The 24121-nt window shown below is 66.7% G+C and carries 21 protein-coding genes and 1 tRNA gene; 10 read left to right on the plus strand and 12 right to left on the minus strand.

Features of this window, described 5'->3' with window-relative positions; genetic code table 11:
• Positions 1-116: 116 nt before the first annotated feature.
• The 3 genes from AC6LJ5_RS11555 to ptsP are packed head-to-tail and all read right to left on the minus strand — an operon-like array spanning position 117 to position 5370.
• Positions 117-1910 carry a PTS fructose transporter subunit IIC gene (locus AC6LJ5_RS11555; protein WP_498140528.1) on the minus strand — a complete coding sequence of 598 codons (1794 nt, stop codon included), beginning with the start codon at positions 1908-1910 and terminating at the stop codon, positions 117-119.
• Positions 1907-2860 carry a 1-phosphofructokinase gene (gene pfkB / locus AC6LJ5_RS11560; RefSeq protein ID WP_498140529.1) on the minus strand — a complete coding sequence of 318 codons (954 nt, stop codon included), beginning with the start codon at positions 2858-2860 and terminating at the stop codon, positions 1907-1909. Before pfkB ends, AC6LJ5_RS11555 begins: the two co-directional genes overlap by 4 nt.
• Entirely contained in the window at positions 2857-5370 is a 2514-nt protein-coding gene (ptsP, locus tag AC6LJ5_RS11565) for a phosphoenolpyruvate--protein phosphotransferase (RefSeq protein WP_498140530.1), read from the minus strand. The genes pfkB and ptsP overlap by 4 nt, the downstream gene beginning before the upstream one ends.
• A gap of 141 nt (positions 5371-5511) precedes the next feature.
• Between ptsP and AC6LJ5_RS11570 the strand changes: the two genes are divergently transcribed.
• The 6 genes from AC6LJ5_RS11570 to AC6LJ5_RS11595 all read left to right on the plus strand — a co-directional run bounded on the left by AC6LJ5_RS11570 (position 5512) and on the right by AC6LJ5_RS11595 (position 13031).
• Positions 5512-6501 carry a LacI family DNA-binding transcriptional regulator gene (locus tag AC6LJ5_RS11570; RefSeq protein WP_103275318.1) on the plus strand — a complete coding sequence of 330 codons (990 nt, stop codon included), beginning with the start codon at positions 5512-5514 and terminating at the stop codon, positions 6499-6501.
• A 102-nt stretch (positions 6502-6603) separates the two neighbouring features.
• Entirely contained in the window at positions 6604-7146 is a 543-nt protein-coding gene (locus AC6LJ5_RS11575) for a phosphoribosyltransferase (RefSeq protein WP_103275317.1), read from the plus strand.
• Positions 7147-7545: 399 nt separating this feature from the next.
• Positions 7546-7758, plus strand: coding sequence for a 30S ribosomal protein S21 (gene rpsU / locus AC6LJ5_RS11580; protein WP_006218592.1), 213 nt, complete (start codon positions 7546-7548; stop codon positions 7756-7758).
• A gap of 19 nt (positions 7759-7777) precedes the next feature.
• Entirely contained in the window at positions 7778-9835 is a 2058-nt protein-coding gene (gene dnaG / locus AC6LJ5_RS11585) for a DNA primase (protein ID WP_103275316.1), read from the plus strand.
• Positions 9836-10680: 845 nt separating this feature from the next.
• On the plus strand, positions 10681-12945 hold the full coding sequence (gene rpoD / locus AC6LJ5_RS11590) for an RNA polymerase sigma factor RpoD (protein WP_103275315.1): 2265 nt from the start codon (positions 10681-10683) through the stop codon (positions 12943-12945).
• A 7-nt stretch (positions 12946-12952) separates the two neighbouring features.
• Positions 12953-13031, plus strand: a tRNA-Ile gene (locus AC6LJ5_RS11595).
• 171 nt (positions 13032-13202) lie between these two features.
• Here AC6LJ5_RS11595 and AC6LJ5_RS11600 read toward each other — a convergent pair.
• From AC6LJ5_RS11600 to AC6LJ5_RS11635, 8 genes are all read right to left on the minus strand, one after another.
• Positions 13203-13715 carry a DUF4189 domain-containing protein gene (locus AC6LJ5_RS11600; protein ID WP_498140531.1) on the minus strand — a complete coding sequence of 171 codons (513 nt, stop codon included), beginning with the start codon at positions 13713-13715 and terminating at the stop codon, positions 13203-13205.
• Between the two features lie 184 nt (positions 13716-13899).
• Positions 13900-14337, minus strand: coding sequence for an acetyltransferase (locus AC6LJ5_RS11605; RefSeq protein WP_498140545.1), 438 nt, complete (start codon positions 14335-14337; stop codon positions 13900-13902).
• A gap of 102 nt (positions 14338-14439) precedes the next feature.
• Complete coding sequence (locus AC6LJ5_RS11610; RefSeq protein ID WP_103275306.1) at positions 14440-14940, minus strand: acyloxyacyl hydrolase; 501 nt, start codon at positions 14938-14940, stop codon at positions 14440-14442.
• 381 nt (positions 14941-15321) lie between these two features.
• Positions 15322-15612, minus strand: coding sequence for a hypothetical protein (locus tag AC6LJ5_RS11615; RefSeq protein ID WP_103275305.1), 291 nt, complete (start codon positions 15610-15612; stop codon positions 15322-15324).
• 547 nt (positions 15613-16159) lie between these two features.
• Positions 16160-17329 (minus strand): porin, encoded by a 1170-nt coding sequence (locus tag AC6LJ5_RS11620; protein WP_498140532.1) that lies wholly within the window; start codon positions 17327-17329, stop codon positions 16160-16162.
• Between the two features lie 475 nt (positions 17330-17804).
• Positions 17805-17963 carry a DUF6726 family protein gene (locus AC6LJ5_RS11625; RefSeq protein WP_199770890.1) on the minus strand — a complete coding sequence of 53 codons (159 nt, stop codon included), beginning with the start codon at positions 17961-17963 and terminating at the stop codon, positions 17805-17807.
• A 141-nt stretch (positions 17964-18104) separates the two neighbouring features.
• Positions 18105-18365 carry a hypothetical protein gene (locus tag AC6LJ5_RS11630; RefSeq protein WP_103276572.1) on the minus strand — a complete coding sequence of 87 codons (261 nt, stop codon included), beginning with the start codon at positions 18363-18365 and terminating at the stop codon, positions 18105-18107.
• A 158-nt stretch (positions 18366-18523) separates the two neighbouring features.
• A complete protein-coding gene (locus AC6LJ5_RS11635; protein ID WP_498140533.1) occupies positions 18524-18835 on the minus strand; it encodes a hypothetical protein in 312 nt (103 codons plus the stop codon).
• Positions 18836-19063: 228 nt separating this feature from the next.
• On the opposite strand from AC6LJ5_RS11635, the gene AC6LJ5_RS11640 reads away from it, so the two are divergent.
• From AC6LJ5_RS11640 to AC6LJ5_RS11655, 4 genes are read left to right on the plus strand one after another with little or no spacing between them, the layout of a single operon-like run.
• On the plus strand, positions 19064-19444 hold the full coding sequence (locus AC6LJ5_RS11640; protein WP_103275302.1) for a hypothetical protein: 381 nt from the start codon (positions 19064-19066) through the stop codon (positions 19442-19444).
• A gap of 17 nt (positions 19445-19461) precedes the next feature.
• Entirely contained in the window at positions 19462-20154 is a 693-nt protein-coding gene (locus AC6LJ5_RS11645) for a response regulator transcription factor (RefSeq protein WP_392410796.1), read from the plus strand.
• Positions 20151-21563, plus strand: a complete 1413-nt coding sequence (locus AC6LJ5_RS11650) for a sensor histidine kinase (RefSeq protein ID WP_498140534.1) — start codon at positions 20151-20153, stop codon at positions 21561-21563. Before AC6LJ5_RS11645 ends, AC6LJ5_RS11650 begins: the two co-directional genes overlap by 4 nt.
• Positions 21560-22516 carry a sterol desaturase family protein gene (locus tag AC6LJ5_RS11655; protein ID WP_498140535.1) on the plus strand — a complete coding sequence of 319 codons (957 nt, stop codon included), beginning with the start codon at positions 21560-21562 and terminating at the stop codon, positions 22514-22516. The genes AC6LJ5_RS11650 and AC6LJ5_RS11655 overlap by 4 nt, the downstream gene beginning before the upstream one ends.
• Before the next feature lie 59 nt (positions 22517-22575).
• Here AC6LJ5_RS11655 and AC6LJ5_RS11660 read toward each other — a convergent pair whose 3' ends face one another.
• Positions 22576-23907, minus strand: a complete 1332-nt coding sequence (locus AC6LJ5_RS11660; RefSeq protein WP_498140536.1) for an ATP-binding protein — start codon at positions 23905-23907, stop codon at positions 22576-22578.
• Positions 23908-24121 lie beyond the last annotated feature (214 nt).

The following is a 24121-nucleotide window of genomic DNA, read 5'->3' on the forward strand; positions in this document are numbered from 1 at the left end:
CGGTCTTGATGTGAAAAGCCCCCGTTCATCGGGGGCTTTTCCATTGCTGCGCGCTTCCCGAGGAAACGTGTTGCCAGGCAGGCCGCACGCGCGTGGCGACTGCGGTTGCGCAGCCCTTATTTCGGTTGCGCCGCCGCCAGCGGCCGCTTCAGCAGTCCGATCGCCAGCGCGCTGACCAGCGTCCCGGCGATCAGCGCCGCGACATAGCCCAGCAGGTGCGTGACCGCGCCGGGAATGGGCAGCACGAAGATCCCGCCGTGCGGCACCTTCAATTCCGCCCCGATGGCCATCGAGATGGCGCCGGTGACGGCCGAGCCCGCCATCAGCGACGGGATCATGCGCAACGGGTCGCGCGCCACGAAGGGAATCGCGCCCTCGGTGATGAAGGCCAGGCCCAGGATGCCGGTGGCGCCGCCGGCCTCGCGTTCTTCGGCGGTGTAGCGGTTGGCGAACAGCCGCGTGGCCAGCGCGATGGCCAGCGGCGGCGTCATGCCGGCGGCCATGGTCGCGGCCATGGGCGTATACACGTGGCTGGCGATCAGCGAGGTGGAAAAAGCATAGGCGGCCTTGTTGACCGGGCCGCCCATGTCGAAGGCCATCATGCCGCCCAGCAGCATGCCCAGCATGACGGCGCTGGCGCCCTGCATGCCGCGCAGCCAGTCGGTCAGGAAGGTCTGCGCCGCCGCCACCGGCGCGCCGACCACCTGGGTGATCAGCAATCCGGTCAGCAAGGTGCCCAGCAGCGGCAGGATCAGCACGGGCTTGAGTCCCTGCAACTGCTTGGGCAGCGGGATACGTCGGTTCATGAAATCCGTACCGTACCCGGCGATGAATCCGGCCACGATGCCGCCCAGGAAGCCCGTGCCCATGTTCGCCGCCAGCAGGCCGCCGATCATGCCGGGCGCGATGCCGGGCCGGTCCGCGATGGAGTAGGCGATGTAGCCGGCCAGCGCCGGCACGATCAGCGCGAATCCGCCCTGCGCGCCGATTTGGAACAGCGCGTGGGCCAGCGTGCCGGCCTGGGACTCGTCGCTGGCGTAGATGCCGCCCAGCGCGAAGGCCAGCGCGATCAGCAGGCCGCCGGCCACGACGAAGGGCAGCATGAAGGACACGCCCGTCATCAGGTGTTTGTACGGTCCCGCGCGGCGCGGCTGGGCCTGGGTCGGGCCGGCGGCGTCGCTGCTCGCGGCTTGCAGACTGGCCTGCTCGAAGGCGCGCGCGATCAGGGCCTGGCCGTCGCTGATGGCGGGCTTGGTGTTGGACGCATGGACGCGCTTGCCGCCGAAGCGCGAGCGGTCCACCTCGCGGTCGGCGGCGATGATGACGAGATCGGCCGCCGCGATTTCCTCGGTCGTCAGCGGTGTTCCCGAGCCCACCGATCCCTGCGTCTCGACGCGGATGTGATGACCGAGGGCGTGGGCGGCCTGTGTCAAACCCTCGGCCGCCATGAAAGTATGGGCGATGCCGGTGGGGCAGGACGTGACGGCAACGATGCGTTTGGCGCCGGCGCGAGGAGCGCCAGGGGACGCGGCGTCGGAGGAGAGGGGCGCCGCATTGGCGCCGGCCGCGTGGGCGGCGGCCCGGGCGCCCGCGCCGGTGTCCGGAGCCTGTCCCTGCGCGATCGCTGCCGCGATGACGCGGTCGGGCGCCGCCAGCGCTTCATCCAGGCCCGCCACGCCGCGAGCCAGTCCTGCCTGTGGCGCGGCCGGCTGCGCGCCGCCGATCAACAGCAGGACATCGCCGGGCTTGGGCGCGGCGCCGGCATAGGCCTGCCGCATGCCGGCGGCGTTGCGGATTTCGATATCGCAGTCCCAGCCGCGTTCCGTGGCCGCCTTGCGCAGGGCCGCGCTCGCAAGCGCGCCGGCGACCGCACTGCCGCCGGCCTCGATGGCTATCCAGATCTTGTTCATGCTTGGTTTCCCGGAGTCGAGATGGGCCGCAGCGACACGCGCTCGGCCAGGTCGGCGACGATGGTCGCCGAGGGCAGGTTGGGGCCGGCCAGCCCGAGCTTGGCGACGGCGAAGGCGACCGCCAGGCGCGCCACGCGCTCGGTATCCGCCTGTTCGGCCAGGGCCGCGGCGATGCCGGCGACCATGGCGTCGCCCGCGCCGACGGTGCTGGCCACGGCGGTGGCTGGCAACTGCGCATGCAGCACGCCATGCTCCGTGGCGAACAAGGCGCCTTGCTCGCCCATCGATACCGCCACCAGTCCCAGGCCCTGTTCGCGCAGCCGTTGCGCTTGCGCGGCGATGTGCCTGACCGTGTTCAGCGGCTGGCCCGCCCATTCGGCCAGTTCGTCGCGGTTGGGCTTGATGGCCCAGGGCAGGGCGGGGCCGGCCAGCGCATCGGCCAGCGCATCGCCGCTGGTGTCCAGCAGTACGCGCACGCCCCGGGATTGCAGCCGGGCGATCAGGCGGCCGTAGTGGTCCGGCGGGCAGCCTAGCGGCAGGCTGCCCGCCAGCACCACGAGCGCGCCGGGTTCGGCCAGGGTCAGCAAGGTGGCCTCGGCTTCAGTCAGCAGTTCCCAGGTCGCGGTCAGGCCGGGCAGATTGATGTCGGTGGTGGCGTCGCTGTCCACCAGCTTGATATTGGTGCGGGTCGCGCCGTCGGCCCCCACGAAGCGGTCCTCGATGCGCTTGGCGCGGAACAGGGCCTCGAAGACGCCGGCGTTCTCGCGGCCCAGCAGGCCCGTGGCGGCGACATCCAGCCCCCAGTCCGCCAGGCAGGAAGCGACGTTGACGCCCTTGCCCCCGGCATCGTGCCGGATCGACTTGGCGCGATGTACGTGTCCGCGTTCAAGCCTGTCCAGTGTGACGGTGGCGTCGACCGCCGGGTTCAGGGTGACGGTGATCAGCTTCATGCCATGTCTCCGTCCAGCGCGCGCACGGCCTGTGCGCTGGTCAGTGTCTGCGCGTGCGCGGCCAGGGCCTGCAGCTCGGGCAGCGCGGAGCGGCGCAGGCGCGCCTTGACCGGGGCGATCGCGCGCGGCGCCATCGACAGCTCCGCCACGCCCAGGCCCGTCAGCAGCGCTGCGCCAAACGGGTCGCCGGCCAGGTCGCCGCACACGCCCACCCATCGCCCATGCGTCCGCGCGCCTTGCACGGTCTGCGCGATCAGACGCAGCACCGCCGGGTGCAGGCTGTCGGCTTCGCTTGCCAGCGCCGGGTTCTGGCGATCGATCGCCAGCGTGTACTGCGTCAGATCGTTGGTGCCGATCGAGAAGAAGTCCGCGTGCTCGGCAAACGCATCCGCCAGCAGCGCCGCGGCCGGGACTTCGATCATGACGCCCAGCGCGATACTGGGCGCGGCCAGTTCGGCGCGCACGCGCTCGCAGGCATCCTTAAGCTGGAGCAGTTCGGCCAGCGATGTGACCATGGGAAACATGATGGACAGGTCGCCCCCTTGCGCGGCGGCGCGGTAGAGTGCGCGCAGTTGGGGTTCGAGCAGGTCGGGGCGGCGCAGCAGCAGGCGCGCGCCGCGCACGCCCAGGAAGGGGTTTTCCTCCACGGGCAGGCCCAGGTGCGGCACCTGCTTGTCGCCGCCGATGTCCAGCGTCCTGACGATCAGCGGTCGGCCGGCAAGCGCGTCCAGCATGCCTCGATAGGCGTGGAACTGTTCGTCCTCGCCGGGCGTGTCGTGGCGCTCGAGGAACAGGAATTCGGTGCGCATCAGGCCCACGCCTTCGGCGCCCTGTTCGAGCGCGGACGCGACCTGTTCGGCGCGGATGATGTTGGCGCCGATGGCGACGGTATGGCCGTCCCGTGTATTGGCCGGCAGTTGACGCTCGGCGGCGGCAGCCTGGCGCGCGGCCTCGGCCTGCGCGATCCAGGCACGCGCGCTGTCCAGGTCTGCCTCGGTGGGCGACAGGTGGATGCGTCCGGCATCGCCGTCGATGATCACCTGCGCGCCGTCGACAAGATCCAGCAGCTCCGCGCCCGCGGCGACGATCGCCGGCAGTCCCAGGGTGCGCGCCAGGATGGCCGTATGCGAGGTGGGGCCGCCCAGCGTCGTCGCCAGGCCGGCCACGCGGCGGATATCCAACGCGGCGGTATCGGAAGGCGCGAGATCGGCGGCGATCAGCACGACCGGGTCGCCGTGCGTGGCGGCCTGCTCGGAGTCGCCGGCGAGCGATGGCTCCATGTGCCGCAGCGCACGCAGGCCGACATCGCGCAGGTCGGCCGCGCGGGCGGCCAGCATCGGATTGCCCAGCGCGGAAAGGCGTTCGGCCTGGGCTTGCACCGCTTCATGCCAGGCCCAGGCCGCGCCGTGGCCCGCCGCCATCAGCTGGCAGGTGTCGGTGATCAGGCCGACGTCGTCGAGCAGGCCGGCCTGGGCCTGGAAGATCGCGGCATCGGCCGCGCCCAGGCGCTTGGCGGTGGCATCGGCCAGGGCCTGCGTTTCCTGGCGGGCAGCGGCCAGCGCGGCTTCCAGCAGCGCCTTGCCGTTGAGTAGCGGCGCGGGGCGATCGGGCACCTGCGCGTCGGCGCTGGCAAGTCGGCGGACGCGGCCGACCGCCAGGCCCGCGCTGGCTGCGACGCCCGTGACGGCGGCCAGCGCGGTGACGGGCTGCCAGGTCCGGCCTGGCGCGGCGGAGGGCGCCTGCGCCTGGGCGGCGCTGCGTTCCTGGGCGGTCAGGCCATTGACCACGGCGAGGAACTTCGCCAGCGCCGCAGGCGCTTCGCTGCCCGACGCGGAGAACAACACGCGCGCCTTGGCCGTCAGGCCCAGCTGCAACAGGTCGACCAGACTGCGCGCGTCGGCGCTGTCCGCGCCGTGCCGCACCCGTATCGGCAGGCCGCTGGCCTGTGCGGCCTGCGCCCAGGTCGAGGCCGGCCGGGCATGCAGGCCGGACGGATACGAGACGACCCATTCCAGGCTGTGCTCCAGATCGGTGGCGGGCTCCGCGGCTGCCGCGGTCTTCGGCACAGCGGCGGTCAGTGCTGCGATGATGTCCTGCGGATCGCGGGTCGCGGCCAGTTGGCGCAGACGGGCCTCGTCCTGAATCAGGCCGGTGAGCCGTTTGAGGATGGCGATATGTCCATCCGAGCGGGCCGCGATGCCGACCACGAGCCGGACGCGTTGGCCGGGGTTCCATTCGATGCCGCCTGGAATCTGCAGCACCGCCAGTCCATCGCGGCGCACCAGATGGCGGTCTTCGACCCGGCCGTGCGGAATGGCCACGCCGGCGCCCAGGAAGGTATCCGCCAGGGCCTCGCGCTGCGCCATGCTGTGCCCGTACCTTTCGTCCGTGCAGCCGCCGGCGGCCAGGAGCTGTCCGAGCAGTGCGATGGCCTGCCGCTTGTCGGTCACGGCCGCATCCAGGCGCACGCAATCCGGGCGCAGCAGGGATTCAACCTGCGTGGTTGTCATGATCTGTCTCCTGGAACCCATGCTTGGGAAAACGTTTTCTGGATTTTAGAAGAAAAAGTGCCTGGATCTCAAAGGGTGTTGAAAATACAATCGGGATTCCCTGGGGCGCTTGTTTTTTTCTATTTCAGGAAACGTTTTCCAATGAAGGTGGGCATCAAGGATGTGGCCAAGGCGGCCGGCGTGTCGCCGGCCACGGTATCGCGGGCGCTGGCGGGCAAGGCCATCGATCCGGAGATGCGCAGCCGCGTCGAAGAGGCCGTCCGGCGCACCGGCTACCTGCCCAACCTGGCGGCCCGGCGCCTGCGCTCGCGCCACAGCAACACCATAGGCCTGATCGTCGCCGACATCCGCAATCCGTTCTTCACGGCCATCAGCCGCAGCGTCGAGGATCTGGCCTATGCGCGTGGCCTGCGGGTGATTCTCTGCAATACCGACGAGAATCCCGAAAAGGAAGAGATGTACTTGCGGCTGATGGAAGAAGAGCGCGTGCTCGGCGCCATCTGCGCGCCGACGCGGCGCACGGCCGGGCAGGTCGGGCGCGTGCGGCGCGGTTTTCCGATAGTGATGGTCGACCGGGCGGAGCAGGGCCAGTTGCACGATTGCGTGGTGCTGGACAATGCCGGCGCGTCGGCGGCGTTGGTCGAGCATCTGCATCGCCAGGGGTATCGGCGGATCGCAGGCCTGTTCGGCGCCGCGTCCGCCACCGGCGCGGAGCGGCGCCAGGGCTACGAGTCGGCGATGCAGCGTCTGGGGCTGCCCGTGCGCGCCGCCTATGTCGAGCACCGCGCGGGCGATGTGGATGCCCGGCTGGCGGAGCTGCTGGCCGCGCCGGGCCGGCCCGATGCCCTGATCGCCAGCAACGGACTCATGCTGCTGGATGTCATCCGCGCCTTGCAGCGCGCCGGCCTGGTCGTGCCGCAGGATATCGCCCTGGCGGGATTCGACAACGAGCCGTGGACGGAGATGGTCGGGGGCGGCATCACGCTGATCGAGCAGCCGGTGGAGGAAATCGGCCGCAGCGCCATGATGCTGTTGCTGGACCGCGTCGAAAACGCCGCCGCGCCGCCGCGCCGCATCGTGCTGGACGGGCATTGTCTGGAACGCGGCTCGACGCCCGCGCGCCGGTCCTGATATCCGCGGCGCCGGCCGCCGGGTTATGATTTCGCCACATCGCCGCCGCAGCTCACGCCAGCAGGCGGCCTTTTCGTATTTTCATGCAGGAGAATTCCGCCTATGAGCGCGCCGACCAATGATGACAGCCATCTGTGGGTGACGTGGGACGACTACAACCGCCTGATCGAGCGGCTTGCCTTGCAGGTGCACCAATCCGGTTGGCAGTTCGACAAGATTCTTTGTCTGGCGCGCGGCGGTGTGCGTGTCGGCGATGTGATGTCGCGGATCTTCGACGTGCCCCTGGGCATCCTGGCCACCAGCAGCTATCGCGAGGCGGCCGGCACCAAGCAGGGTGACATGGACATCGCCCAGTTCATCACCATCACGCGCGGCACCCTGTCCGGGCGGGTGTTGCTGGTGGACGACATGGTGGACACCGGCATGACCTTCAACAAGGTTTTCGACCACCTGAAGAACCAGTTCGCCGAGATCACCGAATTGCGCAGCGCCGTGCTGTGGTGGAAGGGCCACTCTCAGGCCACGCCGGACTACTACGTCGACAAGCTGCCCACCAATCCCTGGATTCACCAGCCGTTCGAGGATTACGACAGCCTGCGGCCGCACCAACTCGAAGCCTGGATCCGCAAGGGCTCCAAGAGCTGAGCCGCCGGATCGCGAGGCGGCAGGGCGGGGCCGGGCGCCGATTGTGCCCGGTCTATGGTCAAAATCCGGCCGCCCGTGCTAGAATCGCTGGTTATCGCTAAACCGAACTTGGCTTTCCGCCCTTCCTTTGGGCCACGCCTTGGGCATTCGAATAAGAATGTTCAACATTGGCGGGGCCGGACTGCAAGGTGAACTGTGTCTCACGGGTAACGGGAACAGCCAGCTGAAATAGCGTTAAGAGAGATTGTCAGGAGATCCCAGCCGGGGTTGTACTGGCGCCAGCGCCAGGCGTTTGAACGCCAGGGCAGGCGCCGGCAGGCTGGACCTGTGCAGCGTCGCTGGTAAGCAAGCCAGGTTTATCATCAACTTTTGTTACCCCTTAAGCAGGCCCAATACTTTATGCCTATCGTTCGACTGAAGGAAAACGAACCGTTTGAAGCCGCTCTGCGTCGCTTCAAGCGCACCATCGAAAAGACCGGTTTGCTCACCGAACTGCGTTCGCGCGAGTTCTACGAGAAGCCCACGGCCGAGCGCAAGCGCAAGCACGCCGCCGCGGTGAAGCGCCACTACAAGCGGATTCGTAGCCAGCAACTGCCCCCGCGCCTGTATTGATCTTTGATTCCCGAATCTATTGATTCCAGAATCATTCATCCAGGATTTGCTCGCCCGGGTCGACGTCGTCGATGTCGTCGGGCGATACGTGCAGTTGCGAAAGGGTGGGGCCAACTTGCTTGGCCTGTGCCCCTTTCATAACGAAAAAAGCCCGTCGTTCACTGTCAGCCCCACCAAGCAGTTCTATCACTGCTTCGGTTGTGGAGCGCATGGCAGCGCCATCACCTTCCTGATGGAGCATACGGGCGCCAGTTTCCCCGAAGCCGTGCGCACGCTCGCGGCTTCGGCGGGAATGACGGTACCCGAAGAAAATCGCAGCCCCCGACAGCAAGCCGAAACCGCGCGCCGCAAGGCCGAGGAATCCAGGCACACGCAAGTGCTGGACGCCGCCCAGGCGCAGTACCTGAAGCTGCTGAAGGCCTCGCCGGCCGCGATCCGCTATCTCAAGCAACGTGGCCTGACCGGCGAGATCGCCGCGCATTTCGGGCTGGGCTGGTCGGGCACCGACCGCCATGGGCTGTCGCAGGTCTTTCCCAATTACGACGATCCGGCGCTGGTCGAGGCCGGGCTGGTGATCGAGTCGGAAGACGGACGTCGCTACGACCGCTTCCGCGAGCGGGTCATGTTCCCCATCCGCAATGCGCGCGGCAGCCTGATCGGCTTTGGCGGCCGCATCATCGGCAAGGGCGAGCCCAAGTATCTGAATTCGCCCGAGACGCCGCTGTTCTCCAAGGGACAGGAACTGTACGGCCTGTGGGAGGCCCGCCAGGCGATCCGGCAGGAAGGCCAGGTCATCGTGGTCGAGGGCTACATGGACGTGGTCGGCCTGGCGCAGCAAGGCATCGCCAACGCGGTGGCGACGCTGGGCACGGCGACGACGCCCGACCATGTGAAGAAGCTGCTGCGCGCCAGCGACAAGGTCATCTTCAGCTTCGACGGCGACGGCGCGGGCCGCCGCGCGGCCTGGCGCGCCCTGCAGGCCTGCCTGCCGGTGCTGCGCGACGACATCGCGATCCGCTTCCTTTTCCTGCCGGCCGAGCACGATCCCGATTCCTATGTGCGCGAACTCGGCGCCGAGGCGTTCCGGGCCTGTCTGGGCGAAGCCGTCGCCTTGTCGCGATTCCTGCTGGACGAGCTGGCCTCGCGCCATAACATGGACGAGGCCGAAGGGCGGGCGAGCTGTCTGCATGAGGCCAAGCCGCTGCTGGCCGCGATCCCGGAATGCGCGCTGCGCGTCCAGATCGAGCGCGAGATGGCCAAGCTGGTCCAGCTCACGCCCGAAGAAATGGCCCAGGTGCTGGCGCAGCAGCCGGCCAAACCATTCGGCGCGCCGGCGGCTGCCAAGGCGCAGCCGGCAGGCGACGCCCCGACCGGATCCTCGGGATCGGATACGGGCTTCGTGGATGGGGGCTATGACTTCGCCGGCCATGACTTTCACGACATTCCGGCGGAAGAGTCCGATTACACCGATTACGGGCATTTTCACGGCGCCCATGGCGAGCCCGCCGGTGCGCCAGGAGGTCAGCAGGGCGGTCAGCGTCGCCAGGAATGGAAGCCCAAGGGCGACTGGAAAGGCAAGGGCGACTGGAAGGGCAAGGGCAATTGGAAAGGCCGGCGCGAGGACGACGTCGGCGGTTTCGAAGGCCGCCGCACCATGCCGTCGCTGGCCAAGCGCCTGCTCGGCTTGCTGCTGGCGCATCCCGAGCTGGTGGACTCTATGGGAGACCAGCAGCTTGAAGTGATCGACCACGGCCCCCATCTAGGTCTTGTGCGGGACTTGATCATGCTGGCGCAATCCAGCGGCGCGCGCCATGTGGGCGCCTTGCTGGAGGCGGCCGAGCCGGATTCGGATCTGGCCACCGTGCTCAAGGGCCTGCGCGCGGACGTGCTGTCGCAGGAGGATCTGCCCGATCCCCAGACCGAATGGGACGACGCCTTGCGGCGCATCGAGTTCGACTCGGCCAAGCTCGAAATGGCCAAGCTGGCCGCGGGCGGGCTGGCGACGGAAGAGGCGCGCAAGCGTTACATGGAGCTGAATCAGCGCATGATGGTGCTGAAAGGTGCCGGCATACGCTAAATACGTTAAAATCAAGGGTTTTCCGCACTGGCTGCGGATAAGTCCTTGATTGTGGCGGGGCCGGATTGGCCAGAAGTGCCGGGAGGCCCAGGCGGCAGGATCTATTTCCGCCGTATGTGATCTAAGCACCATGGCGGTCGCATGGCTTGGGCGGCCGGATCCAGGACGGATCCGAGGGTTCAAGGCAGGGCCGTAGCGCCGGGCAACAGGCAGGAAAGCAGGCAGGACAGCAGCGCAAGATTGCGGGGCCGGATTGTCGGACAGTTGCCAGTCGGGTCCCGAGTTTGCCGGATGTGCGGTTTTCGCGGGCCTTGTGTAAAGCCGGAAAAGATTAAGCAGAATCGAAGTGCAGTTTGGCGAGTCTGGCGTTTGGCACGTGTTTTCGCGGCTGAGCGGCAACGGCAAGTCCGGATGCCCCGCCTGAAAAACGCGGGTGCTTACGTCAGGGGCGCCAAGCTTGTTACACAGTTAATTACTATACAGAGGTGAATCGAGCAGTTCGGCGGATGATGCTTCCGCGTAGCGTTCGAGGTTTGGGTGCTGTGTCTACTCAGCTGCTAAGGGCAACGACCCGATAAGCAAGCGTCGCCTATTTATAGGCAGGCAGCCCCCCCGACGCCCGGGCATCCCCGCGGGATGAGTCCATGTATGCCAAGCGCCCCAACGGTTTCGCACCGGCATGGCGCAAGGCGGGTCCGCAAGGACAGGCGCTGCGACCAACGCAGCCGCATGGAGTCGGCCGGTTCATCAGTTTTACCCGCAACGCCGCCGCGGCAGGCCCAGCCTCCCGCGGCTCCGCGCGGTGCAACATGCCCGAACGGGTTGCGACGACCACGGAAGCGACTATGACCAAATCCACTGGCAAATCCTCCTCTGCAATTGATGCGGCTGAAACCAAGGTCACGACGGCCAAGCGCGCCGTCAGCATGGCGGCGGAAAAGGCGCCCGCCAAGACTGCGGTGAAGGTCGCCAAGCCCGCTGCGAAGACGGCCGTCAAGAAGGCCGCCAAGACCGCCGCGGCGGATAAGCCCGAGAAGGCCACCAAGACCCGCGCCAAGAAGGCCGAGGACAAGCTGGCCGACCTGGTGGGCAGCGCGCGCCCGGCCCCCAGCGGCCGCCGTCCTGGTCGTCCGGCCAAGAACGCCAACAATGATTCCGACGGCTTCGACGATCCGATGGACGGCGAAGGCGAAGTCCTGCCCGACCTGAAGCCGCCCAAGCGCGGCGGCAAGCGCGGCAAGGCCGATCCCAAGGACCTGATCGCCCGCGGTCCGGTGTCCGCCGAGGAATACGAAGCCCGCCGCAACCGCCTCAAGCAGCTGATCAAGCTGGGCAAGGACCGTGGCTACCTGACCTACGGCGAAATCAACGACCATCTGCCTGACGACCTGGTCGACGCCGAGGCCATCGACGGCATCATCAGCACCTTCAGCGACATGGGCATCGCGGTCTATGACCAGGCTCCCGACGCTGAAACGCTGCTGATGAGCGAGAACGCGCCGGTCGCGTCCAACGACGACGACGTCGAGGACGAAGCCGAAGCCGCGCTGACCACCGTGGATTCCGATTTCGGCCGCACCACCGATCCCGTGCGCATGTACATGCGTGAAATGGGCTCGGTCGAGCTGCTGACCCGCGAAGGCGAAATCGAAATCGCCAAGCGCATCGAAGACGGCCTGAAGCACATGGTCATGGCCATCTCGGCCTGCCCGACCACCATCAACGAAATCCTGGCACACGTCGTGCGCGTGCGCGAAGGCCAGGCCCAGATCGACGAAGTCGTCGACGGCCTGGTCGACCCGGAAGACGGCGAGGAATACGCCGGCGCCGGCGTCAGCGCCGACGAAGACGAGAGCGATGACGGCCCGGCCGGCGGCATGTCCAGCAAGCAGCTGGAAGACCTGCGCGTCAAGGCCCTGGCCAAGTTCGACGAAGTCGGCAAGCAGTTCGACAAGATGCGCCTGTCGTACGAGAAGGACGGCTACAAGTCGGACATCTACGTGCGCGCCCAGGAATCCATCCAGAACGAACTGATGGGCATCCGCTTCACCGCCAAGATGGTCGAGAAGCTGGCTGACACGCTGCGCAACCAGGTCGAGGAAGTGCGCCAGCTCGAGCGCGCCGTCCTGCACACGTGTGTGGACCGTGCCGGCATGCCGCGCACGCACTTCATCAAGGTCTTCCCCGGCAACGAAACCAACCTGCAGTGGGTGATGGACGAAGTCGCCGCCGGCCATCCCTACGCCGAGACGCTTGAGCGCCAGATCCCGGCCGTCCAGGAACTGCAGCAGAAGCTGATCGACCTGCAGACGCGCGTCGTGTTGCCGCTCAAGGACCTGAAGGACGTCAACAAGCGCATGGCCACCGGCGAAGCCAAGGCCCGCAAGGCCAAGCGCGAAATGACCGAGGCCAACCTGCGCCTGGTGATCTCGATCGCCAAGAAATACACGAACCGCGGCCTGCAGTTCCTGGACCTGATCCAGGAAGGCAACATCGGCCTGATGAAGGCCGTGGACAAGTTCGAGTACCGTCGCGGCTACAAGTTCTCGACCTACGCCACGTGGTGGATCCGTCAGGCCATCACGCGCTCCATCGCCGACCAGGCGCGCACCATCCGTATCCCGGTTCACATGATCGAAACGATCAACAAGATGAACCGGATCAGCCGCCAGATCCTGCAGGAAACCGGCGCCGAGCCGGATCCCGCGACCCTGGCGCAGAAGATGGACATGCCGGAAGACAAGATCCGCAAGATCCTGAAGATCGCCAAGGAACCGATCTCCATGGAAACGCCGATCGGCGACGACGACGATTCGCACCTGGGCGACTTCATCGAGGACACCTCGACGCTGGCGCCTTCGGACGCGGCGTTGCACGGCTCCATGCGCGACGTGGTCAAGGAAGTGCTAGACTCTCTCACCCCGCGTGAAGCCAAGGTCCTGCGCATGCGTTTCGGCATCGAAATGAGCACCGACCAGACCCTGGAAGAAGTGGGCAAGCAATTCGACGTGACCCGCGAGCGCATCCGCCAAATAGAAGCCAAGGCACTGCGCAAGCTGCGTCACCCCAGCCGGGCCGACAAGCTGAAGAGCTTCCTGGAAGGGCAGTAAGTTTCCTGGGCCTCTAGCTCATGCCTGGTTAGAGCAGCGGACTCATAATCCGTTGGTGCCGAGTTCGACTCTCGGGGGGCCTACCAAGAAACTCCTGATTTATCAGGAGCAAACAGCCGCCAGCGATGGCGGCTGTTTCTTTTCCAGCGTTTGTTGTGTCCGGAAAGGTGCCTCTTCCGCTCCTGGGGCACCGAGGCTTCAGGGCTGCGGCAGGAAGCCTGGACAGGCTATCGCGCCATGATTGATGCGCGACCTGCCTATTGGACTCGCACCGGCAAGCTGCAATCGGAGAAGAAGACCTCGCACTTCTTGCCAGTCGTTTTCTCGCACGAGTCAATGGCGTACTTGGATGCGATTTCCAGCGTCCGCCCGCGGGCCGAGACGGCATGGTTGCTGCCCCAGGCGAGAGCGCCGCATTGATTGGAATAGGTGATGTCGACGCGGCAACTCTTGCCGCCCTTGCGTTGGCACATGGCCGTGGCGGTCTGGATGGCGGCTTCCTCGGTGGGCTGGCTGCCGCCGATGCCGGTCATCCCGGAAGCGGCATCCATGACGATCGCGCCCCAGCGCTCCTCCCAGCGGACCTGGGGGGCGGCTCCTCCGCCCGATCCTCTGTACAGCCCGGGAACCGGCCGGCATTCAATTCCATTCTGCGTGGGAGTGGGCTTATAGCCGTCCGAGCATCCCTGTTCGGCCGCGGCCGGATTGGCCACAGCAAGCGCAATGGCAGCTATAGCAAGCGCAAATGTGAGAGATCGAATGTCTTTCATGGGAATTCCGTGTGATGGTCGGCGGCATCGGGATGCGACTATTCTAATCACGGAACCAGACAAGAAACGCAAGGAAATCGTCACGCCGACGCGGCTGAAACTTCCACGGCATCCCAGCCCCCGAGCGACTCAAATGAAAAGCCACCCGCAGGTGGCTCGGACTGTATTTTCGTTCAGCGCAGCGCTACGCCTGATACGCCAGATGAATCAACGGATAAGGCCTGCCCTGATCATCAAGCGCCGACCGGCCGATGCGCTTGAACCCCATCCTTTCATAGAAACCCACGGCCTGGCCGTTCTGCTCATTGACGTCGGTCGTCATCCGGGGATGCAGCGCAAGGCCGTGGCGCACCAGCGCGGCGCCGATGCCGGTGCCGCGGCAGGCCGGGTCGACGAACAGCGCCTGCATGTGGCCGTTGTCGATGAGCATGAATGCCTGCGGATAGTCCTGCGCGTCCACGGCAAGCAGCAGCGGCGCCTGGGGCAGGAAGCCGCACACCATTTCATCGATGGCCTGGCGGTCTTCAGGGGAAAGAAAATCATGGGTGGCGTCAACCGCGCGGCGCCAGATTTCGACGACGCGGGCGCCCTCGCCGGGGCGGGAAGATCTAATCGTTATCATCGCAATAGAGTAGTCCATTGCCCGTTGACGATCAAACCGGCGCTTGCCGGCAAGCCGCAAGGGCGGCGCCCGCAACGCCTTGTCGGCGATGCGGGCCATGCATCAGAATTGATGCGTGTATGTCAGTTGCACCGTATCCAGTCCCGGATTCGGTCGCTTGATGCCCGCGTTGGAGAAATGCGAATAGCGCACGCCAACACGGCTGTTGGGCGTCAGCAGAAAGCCCACGCCGATGTGGTCGCCAAACTGAAACGCCGAGCCGATGTTCCGATTCGAGAATCGTGTGCGCGTGAGCACCGTGGCGCCCACGCCGGCCTCGATGTAGAAGCGTTCGCTGGTCCACCATCGGAACATCGGGATCGCGCTGAATTGCCAGGCCTGGCCGGGCGAGCGCGGGCGGTCTGCGGTCCAGTACGAAACGCCGATCTCCGGCGTCAGGTCCAGGCGGCCCCAGCGGCCGCCGAATCGCGTGGTCCAGACCGAGGGCGTTTCATAGTTCAACGTGTAGCGCTGGTATCGATCCCCGACGCCGTAGTGCACGCTGATGCCGCCTTGCGTACCACCGGAGCTTGCGGTGGCCGGGCCCGCGGCATTGAATAGCATCAGGCAAGTGATGCCTGACAAGATCCCGTTCCTGCTGGATTGCTTCCTGCTTGTTTTCTGATTGTTGGTTTTCATGTTGTCGACTGAAAGATGAGTGCAACGCAACGGCAATCCGCCCTTGGATGAATCGAGAATCCGTGGCGGGCTTCCGGGATGCGGGCGCAGATATGGCAGCCTCTCTCCGCTATGGAGGCCTTGTCCATGCAAGCGTCGCTGCCGAACCAATTTGTTCAACAGTCCGGTCACTCTATCAATCGCGTCGACGAGAAATTTGAAGTTTCGTGAACAATTGATCGTCGGTCTTGCGAGTTGTTCAAGAAAACTGACTTCTTTTTGTCATGCCGTGGGGAACGGCCACATGCGGATGCCGGGCATTCGCGCTCAGCAGGCCCCTGGGGCCACCATGCCCGCATGGTAGGCATGAAAGTGCTCGCGCCGGGCCGGCGCGGGGATGCCCAGGCTTCGGGCCGCGGGCAACAGGGTTTCATCAACGAAGTGATCGAAGTCCTCCTGCGACCGCCAGGCGTCGACGATGCGCCAGCCATTCGGAACCGCGCCGCAGGAATGGAAGAGGATGCCTGCGGGCGCGCCTTGCGCCTGCAGGCTTGCGCCCAGTCTGTCGTAGGCCTGCCGATCCATGCCGGCGAATTCGAGCAACGTCATGATGGTCATCGCGTCGGGTCCTGGAGATGGGCGTCTGTGCTGTGGCATACAGGCTGGCGCCTGTCGTGGGAGGCCATGATACTGCCGATGCATGCGACGTTGCGGACAAGGACGGCGCGAGCGGTGGCTCGTTTTTTGGGTGCGATGCGTTCGGACGATTGCGACGGGAAAAAGAAATCCCCGGCTGTACCGGCCGGGGATCAAGTCCACAGCATGCGCTCTTTTAGACTCGTCCGTCCATGTGATGTGGCGCTGTGCCAAGAAATAGCATGGAAGTTCTTGTGTAAAAGACAAATCTGCCATCGTCGTTGCGGATGTGCGCAACAGGCGCGCAATGAAAAAAAGCGCATGCCTGCTTGCGCGGGCATGCGCTGCGACGATTCCCGTCCCTTCGCGGAGGAGGGATGTCCGTCAAATAGACCGATTGCCGCTGGCACGCCGTGGGTTTGTCTCGACCTGTCTCATTGCAGGCGACGTGCGGTTGGAGGCCGGCTATCGGCAGGAGCGGCGCGTCACGCCTTCAGGCTCGCATTCAGGCGTGTCGCGCCGACGCTCGTCAGAACGCGTGCCGCAAGCCCACGCTGACGTCCGTGTATTTCGCGTCCTTCAGGAACGCATAGTTGTTGGTATAGGACGCCAGTCCGTAGATGGCGGTTCGCTTGGACAGGCTGTAGGTATAGCCGAGCGAGAACGTGTTGGTGGTGGCGTCATCGGAGGTCAGGCGCGAATTGTTCGCGTCGGCGCGCTGCCAGGACGCGAACATGCTGCCGGCCGCGCCGACCGGCGCTGAAATGCCTGCCAGGTACGAGTTGGACTTGAAGCCGTCGACGAAGGCGTTGGTTGGTATGCCGCTGAATTTGCCGATCGTGGCGCCGGCGGGCAATGAACTGCCGCCAAACCAGCCATCCGTGGTACGGCCATACGCGAGCAGGAGTTTCACGACCTCAAAGTCGTATGAGGCGCCGATCAGGTACGAGCGAGGGGTGGCGTTGCGCTCGCTCGGCTGTGACAGCTTGTTGGAGCCGTTCAGCTGGTCATAGGAAAGGAACGCGGCGAGCGGTCCATTCAGGTAGCGCAGCCCCGCCGTGACGGCGCGGGTATTGTCCGCGGTCGCGAATCCGGTTTCGCCGTCCCGCTTGTCGTCGATGTTGCTCGAGTAGCTGATCGCTGCGGTCAGCCCGCCCATGGACGGTGTTTCATAGAGCACCATGTTGTCGTAGCGGCCAAAAGCCGCTCCGCTCAGGCCCAGGCCCGCGCCGGTGTTCCACTGCGTGAAACCGTTGCCGAAGTTCGCGCCGAATATGCTCAGCATGTACTGAGTGCCGATGTTGAATTGGCGGCCGAATTCGAGTTTTCCCAAGTCAGCGCTGGTCAGGCCGACCACGGCGTCGCGGCCAAACAGCCGGTTGTTCTGTCCCGGCGTGCCATTGGCCGAGTTGAAGCCCGATTCCAACTTGAATGTTGCATACAGCCCGCCTCCCAGGTCTTCCTTGCCGCGCAGGCCCCAGCGGGATCCTGCGGTGGTTCCGTTGGTCATGCCGACATGGCTGTTGTCCAGGCGATTGACCGCGCCAGTCTTCGGATCGCGGTAGTCGCCGCTTACCTTGGCGTAGCCGAGGCCCGTGTCGATGACGCCATACAGCGTTACGGATGATTCGGCGGCAACGCTTGCAGAGGTGACTGCGAGCGCAGTGGTCACACTGGCCGCGAACAGGTGTTTCTTCATGGAGTGGCTCCCCTTGTTTGGTTTTGATCGCTATCGGGTAGATCGCCATTCGCGCGCGGCAGGGGACGAAACCGCCGGCGGCATGACGCCACCGGCAGCTGCCCAGTGCGTGCCGTCCCCTCTTCGCGGCAGCCTGGTCAACGCACTCTAGTCCCGTGCTTCTGTCATTCACCGAACAGGGGAATTACATGTTGATCCGCTTCTGTAACGATGGCGTCGCGCCGTGCTGGGGGGCGACTGATGGATGAGGGAAAACGATAGACGCGTTCGCGTATCGATTCGGCGTGGCGGACACGCATTCGCCGCGCTGCAGGCTTGTTCTTGGTGATGTGAGCGAGCGCGTCGGAGCAGGAATGATGATGGCGGCGTGCATGTCGCGCGGGTCGACGCCGGCATGTGCCGCATGTCAATTCTCAGACTGATCCTGGTGCCACCCAATGGCGCTGCCGATCCATCGGTGGCACGAGCGGAGCCGTCAGTCGATGATGTCGGCGCAGGCGTCCGTCGGCGTTGCGACGGTGTGGCCGACGACGGGAACAATCTTGATGGCGGCCGATGCAACGCGGCAGGGCGCGGCGGCCAGGCCACAGCCCGATGCGAGCGCGCAAAGCGCCGCGACCAATAGCCATTTCATTTGATCAGTGTGAATCCTGGTTGATCGAAACGAAATTGTGCGGCGTCGCGGCGCGCGGAATAGTGGAGATTTGCGGGTCGACTGTAAGGATTCTTGCTTGCCGTGGCACGGGATGTAACCGCACGCGGCCGATGCCGCGTGCTACGCGCCTTTATAGGCGTCGAGCAGCGCCCGGCCTTTGTCTGTCAGCACGATGATGGATCCGGCGCTGGCGGGACCGTGGGCGGTGTCGACCAGGCCGTTGGACGTCGCGTCTTCCCAGGCGGACAGCCGGGGGCAACTGGTTTTCCAGGCTTCCATGGTGTCGGCGTAGCTGCGGGGGCGCTCGGACAGCCAGGCCAGGAACTGCAGCAGATTGCCCGTCTGGGATGTGCCGGCTTCGATAAGAGGGCTGCGGGACATGATGGTCTCCGGCATGTCGTGAATGCCACGCCAGATTACTCCCGAGGCTCGCCCGGCGCCAATGCCTGGCGATGGACATCGTCGCCGCGGGCGAAGCCGCCGTCCGGCGCGGGATGATGGCGTTGCGCCGCCCGCGCCGGGTTGGCTGCCTGGCGGCGTCAGTCCGGCCGCTTGCAGGCCTGCAGCTGTTCGAGCGGCGTGGTCGTGTCCAGCAGCGCGGCTTCCGTGCTGGGGACCTTGTTCATGCGGGCGATGCCGGTCCGGTCCACGATGTACAGGCGCGTGCCGCCATCCTCCATGTCGCGGCACACCCAGCCCTTGACGGCGCTGGCGCCGGGCGCGGGGTTCTGCAGTTTCTTGAGCTGTTCGATCGTGTCCTGCATTTCCTTCTGGGACACGGCAGGCGCGGATTGGGCGAGGGCGGCGCCGCTGGCGGCGGCGAGGGTCAGGCAAAGCAATAGCGCTTTCATCGGATGCAGGCTATCTATACAGGTGTGGGGATGGAGGAACGTCGCGTCGTGCATGGAAGGGCGCGATGCGAACGTGGCGGAGCCGCTCGATTGTATGGGATGAATCTTGCAGCCTGCGGGCGCTGGCGCAAGGGCGCGCGGGGGCGGTTCGCGCGCAATGTTCACGCAATCGACCCCTTCGATACTGGCGGCCGTGGCGGGGATGCGCCCCGCGTTTCGGGAAAAGCCATGCTCCAGGAATTCGCCCATACCGTTGCTTCCAGGCCGTCGCGCCTGGCCTTGCTGCTTGTCGCCTGCGCCTGCCTGGCGCCGGCCGCCGCGCCGGCCCAGGATTGGGTCTACGGCGGCCCGCCGGTGATCGTGATGCCGCCGCCGGCCGTGGTGGTGCCCGCGCCGCACTACGACCCCTGCCGCGATGGCAGCATCAACTGGGGACGTCCCGTGAACTGCGAGGAGCTGATGCGGCGCGGTCAGGGGCCGGTCATACTCTACGGCGCCGAGCCGGCATATGATCCGTGCCGGGACGGCCGCATCCATTGGGGACGGCCGGTGGATTGCGAGGCGCTGTTTCGCGGCCGCCGCGCGTTGCCGCCCGTGATCCGGTACTAGGGATAGGGAGACTGCACGTGCGGATTCTTCTGGTCGAGGACGAGGCGGGCATGGTCGACGCGCTGACGGCCGCATTGCGCCGCCATGGCATCGCGCTGGATCACGCCGGCACGCTGGCCGCGGCGCGCAGCCTCGCCGACAGCGGCCAGCACGACGCGGTGCTGCTGGACCGGCGGCTGCCGGATGGCGACGGGCTGGAGCTGCTGGTCCGGCTGCGCGCCCGGCAAGAGGGCGTGCCGGTCATCGTCATGACGGCGGTGGGCGAGCTGGCCGACAAGGTCGGCGGCCTGAACGCGGGCGCGGACGATTATCTGGTCAAGCCCTTCGCGTTCGATGAACTGCTGGCACGCCTGCGCGCCGTGCTGCGTCGTCCCGTGCTGATGCAGCCCGACGTGGTCCGGCTGGGGGGACTGGCGTTCGACCTGACACACAGCGAGGCCAGCGTCGCGGGCCAGCGGCTGGAACTGCCGCGCCGCGAATTGCTGGTGCTGGAAACCCTGGTCCGGCGGGCCGGCCGCACCGTGGTGCGCGCCGCGCTCGAGAGCGCGGTGTTCAGCCTGGATGATGATATCCAGTCCAACGCGCTGGACACGCATGTGTCGCGCCTGCGGCGCAAGCTGGAACAGGCGTCGGCGGGCGTGGAGATCTGCGGCATCCGCGGCGTGGGTTATCTGCTGCGGGCCCTGCCGCCCCAGGCTGCCGCATCATGACGGCGGACGGCCTTTCCGATCCGCCGGCCGGACGCCGCGCCTCGCTGGGACGGCGGCTGGTCTGGCGATTGGTGCTGGCGCAGGTGGGCATACAGATCCTGGTCGTGGCGCTGTTGTTTGTCACCGGCAACCTGGTCGAATTCTCGTCGCAGGAGAACACGGTGGAGATCCTGCAGGAGGCCGTGGCGCGGGATGCGTCCGGCGCGCTGGTGCTGCGTGACACGCCACGCCTGCGCGGCCTGCGCGCCGAGCAGCCCGATCTATGGGCCGTGTTGCGGGACGGCCAGGGCAGGGAGCTGCGCGATGGGCCCGTGCCGCCGGAATTCGCCGCCATTGGCGGCGCGCTGGACGGCGTGGGCCAGGCGCGGCTGGGCTGGAACCTGGGCGATCCGCCGCGCGGCACGGCGCGGATGCGCAAGGTCGAGACCGAGGCGGGTCGCGTGGCCGTGCTGACGGGGCCAGCCAGTTCGATCACGGCGCGCAATGCGCTGATCGGGGCGGGCCTGGTCCTGTGGAAGATGGTGTTGCCGATCGCGTTGATGACGCTCGCGGCGACGCTGTTGGCCACCCATCTGGTGGTGCGGCGCACGCTGGGCGGATTGCGCGCGGCGGCCGAGCAGGCCGGTCGCATCGACATCGATCGTCGCGAGACGAGACTGCCCCTGGGCGACGTGCCGGAAGAAGCCGCCGCGCTGGTGCGGGCGGTCAACGGCGCGCTGGCCAGGCTGGACGAAGGCTATGCGCGCCACCAGCGCTTCCTGGCCGATGCCGCGCATGAGCTGCGCACGCCGATCGCCATCCTGAACATGCGCCTGGAGACCTTGCCGGCCGGGCCGGAGCGCGCCCGCCTGCTGGAGGACGCGGCGCGCCTGTCCTTGCTGGCGGGACAATTGCTCGACGCGCAGCGGCTGGAGCGCGACAGCGCGCCGCTGCTGCCGCTGGACCTGGTCGAGCTGGTGCGTGGTGTCACGGCGGAGCTGGCGCCGCTGGCCGTTGGCGCCGGGTACCAAATCGCATTCGAGTCGGGGGCAGGGCCGGTGACGGTGGCCGGGGATCGGCCCGCGCTGGAGCGGGCCGTGTCGAACCTGGTGCAGAACGCCATTCAGCACGGCGGCCGTCGCGGCGTCATCACCTTGCGCGTTCATGGCGTTCGCGCGGTCGAGGTCTGCGACCAGGGCGACGGCGTGCCGCCAGGCTGGCGGGAAGACATCTTCAAACCCTTCGTCAAGGAGTCGCCGCACAGCACGGGCGCCGGCCTGGGCCTGAACCTGGTGGCCCGCATCATCCGCCGCCACGGAGGCGAAGTTTCCGTGGCGTCCGGGCCGGACGGCGGCGCCTGCTTTCGCCTTGATTTTCCCGAGCCTGGCGACGCCGATGTCGCGGCCGAACTCTCCCGGAGTCCGATATGAAGTTTCGCGTCGTGGCCTTGCGCCTCGCGCGTTGCCGTTCACTCGCGCGCGAGGCGCTGCGGGTGCTCGTGTGGCCCGCCATCCTCTGCGCCGGACTGGCCGGCACCAGCGCCGCGCTGGCGACGGCGTCGCCGATGTTCTGGTTCAATCTGGTCTATCTGGGCGTGGTCCTGTTGATCCTGGCCTGCGAGCGCATCCTGCCCTATGAGCGGGCCTGGCAAGCCAACGACGGAGAGATGCGCGAAGATCTGGCTCATACCTTGTTCACCAAGGGCGTGGCGCAGCTAGGGGCCTATCTCGCCACGCTGGCCGGCGCCGCCTCCGCGATCGCATTGCAACCCGCCGCGTCGCAGGCCGGACCGTGGCCTGCGCAATGGCCCATGGCCCTGCAGGTGGTCCTGGGGCTGGTGGTGGCGGAGCTGGGCCTGTATGTGGCGCATCGCGCCGCGCATGAATGGCGGCCGCTATGGCGCTTCCATGCGCTGCATCACAGCGTGCGCCGCCTATGGGTGATCAACACCGGGCGCTTTCATATCGTGGACACGCTGATGAAGATCGCATGCAGTCAGACGCCCTTGTTGCTGCTGGGCGCGCCCTTGCGCGTGTTCCTGTGGGTCAGCGCGGCCACCGCCTTCATCGGCCTGCTCACTCATTGCAACATCGACGTGCGCACGGGCTTCCTGGATCGGATCTTCAGCACGCCGCCGCTGCATCGCTGGCATCACTCCAAGCGCCTGCCCGAGGGCAATCGCAACTACGGTGAAAACGTGGTGCTGTGGGATAGGCTGTTCGGCACCTACTATCATCCGCGCGACCGTCGTCCACCGGTGGATATCGGCATCAGCGGGCGGATCCATGACGGATTCCTGCGCCAGTTGTGGCAGCCGTTCTCGGCGCGCGGCGCGCGCGACATCATGGAGCCCGCCGCCAAGGCGGAACGGCCGGCCTCGTGAGCGGGCCAGGATCCGTTGGCTGCGGTGAGCGGCCAGGTCTTCGGATGGGACAGCGCATGTCAGGCGGCGCGCTGCGATTCGGCGCGCCGCGCCTCGGGCGCAGGCCAGCGCAGGATGAAGCGCGCGCCGCCCAGCGGGCTGCCATGCACGCTGATGTCGCCATGATGCGCGGCCGCCACGCGCTGGACAATGGCCAGCCCGAGGCCGGCGCCGCCGGTGCCGCGGTCGCGGCTCTCGTCCAGACGGATGAAGGGTTCGAAGATCTTGTCGCGGTCCCTAGCCGGTATGCCCGGGCCGTCATCGTCGACGATCAGTTCGTAGGCGCCGTCCGCGCGAGCGGCCAGGGATACATGCACCAGGCGGCTGGCATAGCGTACCGCGTTCTGCACCAGGTTGAGCAGCGCCCGGCTCATGTAGCGGCGGTGCAGGCGGACCTGCGGCGGGCAATCGCCGTGCACTACGCAACGCACGGCGCGCGCTTGCGCCAGGTGGTCGACTTGCGCCAGCGTGTCGCCGAGCCAGTCGCGCGCGTCGATGGTTTCCTGCGGCATCATGTCGTCCGTCGGCCGTTCCAGACGCGCGTAGACCAGCAGTTCCGCCACCATGCTTTCCAGCTCGTCGATGTCCGCCTGCATGTCCTGCAGGATATGCTCGCGGCGCGCGCCGCTGCGGTCCTGCCGCAGCAGGTCGACTTCGAAGGCCAGCCGGGCCAGCGGCGTGCGCAGTTCATGCGAGACGGCGTTGGTCAGGCTGCGCTGGTTCTCGATCAGCGCGGCGATGCGCTCGGCCATCTGATTGAAGCTCTCGCCCACGTGCCGGATGCCGGCCACACGCGACAGGCGCACGCGGGTGCCCAGGTCTCCCTGGCCCATCAGCTGCGTGGCGTTGCGCAGCACGTTCAGGTCGCGCCAGATCGGCAAGGCCCACAGCAGGAACAGGGTGGTGGCCACGATCAGGCTCAGGAGCAGCCAGGCGCTCCACGCCAGCAGCCTGTCGGCCGGACTGTCGCCGGGCTGGCGTACCTGCAGCCATTGCGCCGGCTCGCCGGGCAGGGGGAAGAGGTAGATGCCGTTGTCTTCGCGAAAGACCACGCCCAGGCGGGCGAGCTGGTCCCGCTCCTTGTCGCCCAGCCTGACCTGTTCCTGGGGCAGCAAGTGGATGTCGGCGCCATACAGCGGCGCGATCTCCGCGTGGAGGATGCGCGCCCGGTCCGCCGGCGCGATGGCATCCAGTTCCTTGTGCAGGGCATGCAGTTCGCCGCGCACCGCGCGCAGGGCGACGCTCTCGATCTGCGGCCTGAAGAAATAGTTCAGGCTCCGGTCCACCATGAAGTACGCCACGAAGAAGCTGACGATGGCGACGACGAGTATGCGGAGGATGAATTTGATCATGGTGGACGAATGCGCGCGTGGCGCTGGCGAAGTGGCGCGATCGTACTGCCAGGCGCGCTCGGGTTCCGGCTGGCTCTGTGCCGAATTTGTGAATAAATTTGCAATCCGGACCCGCTTTGTCCGTTGGCGGCGCAGGCTGTCTGGCGGCGGGACGCTCGCAACCCAGGCCGGGCCTGCCGTCGTGTGGAACGCTGGCTGCCGCGTTGACAAATCT

Source organism: Achromobacter sp. 1011791174 (assembly GCF_059760925.1).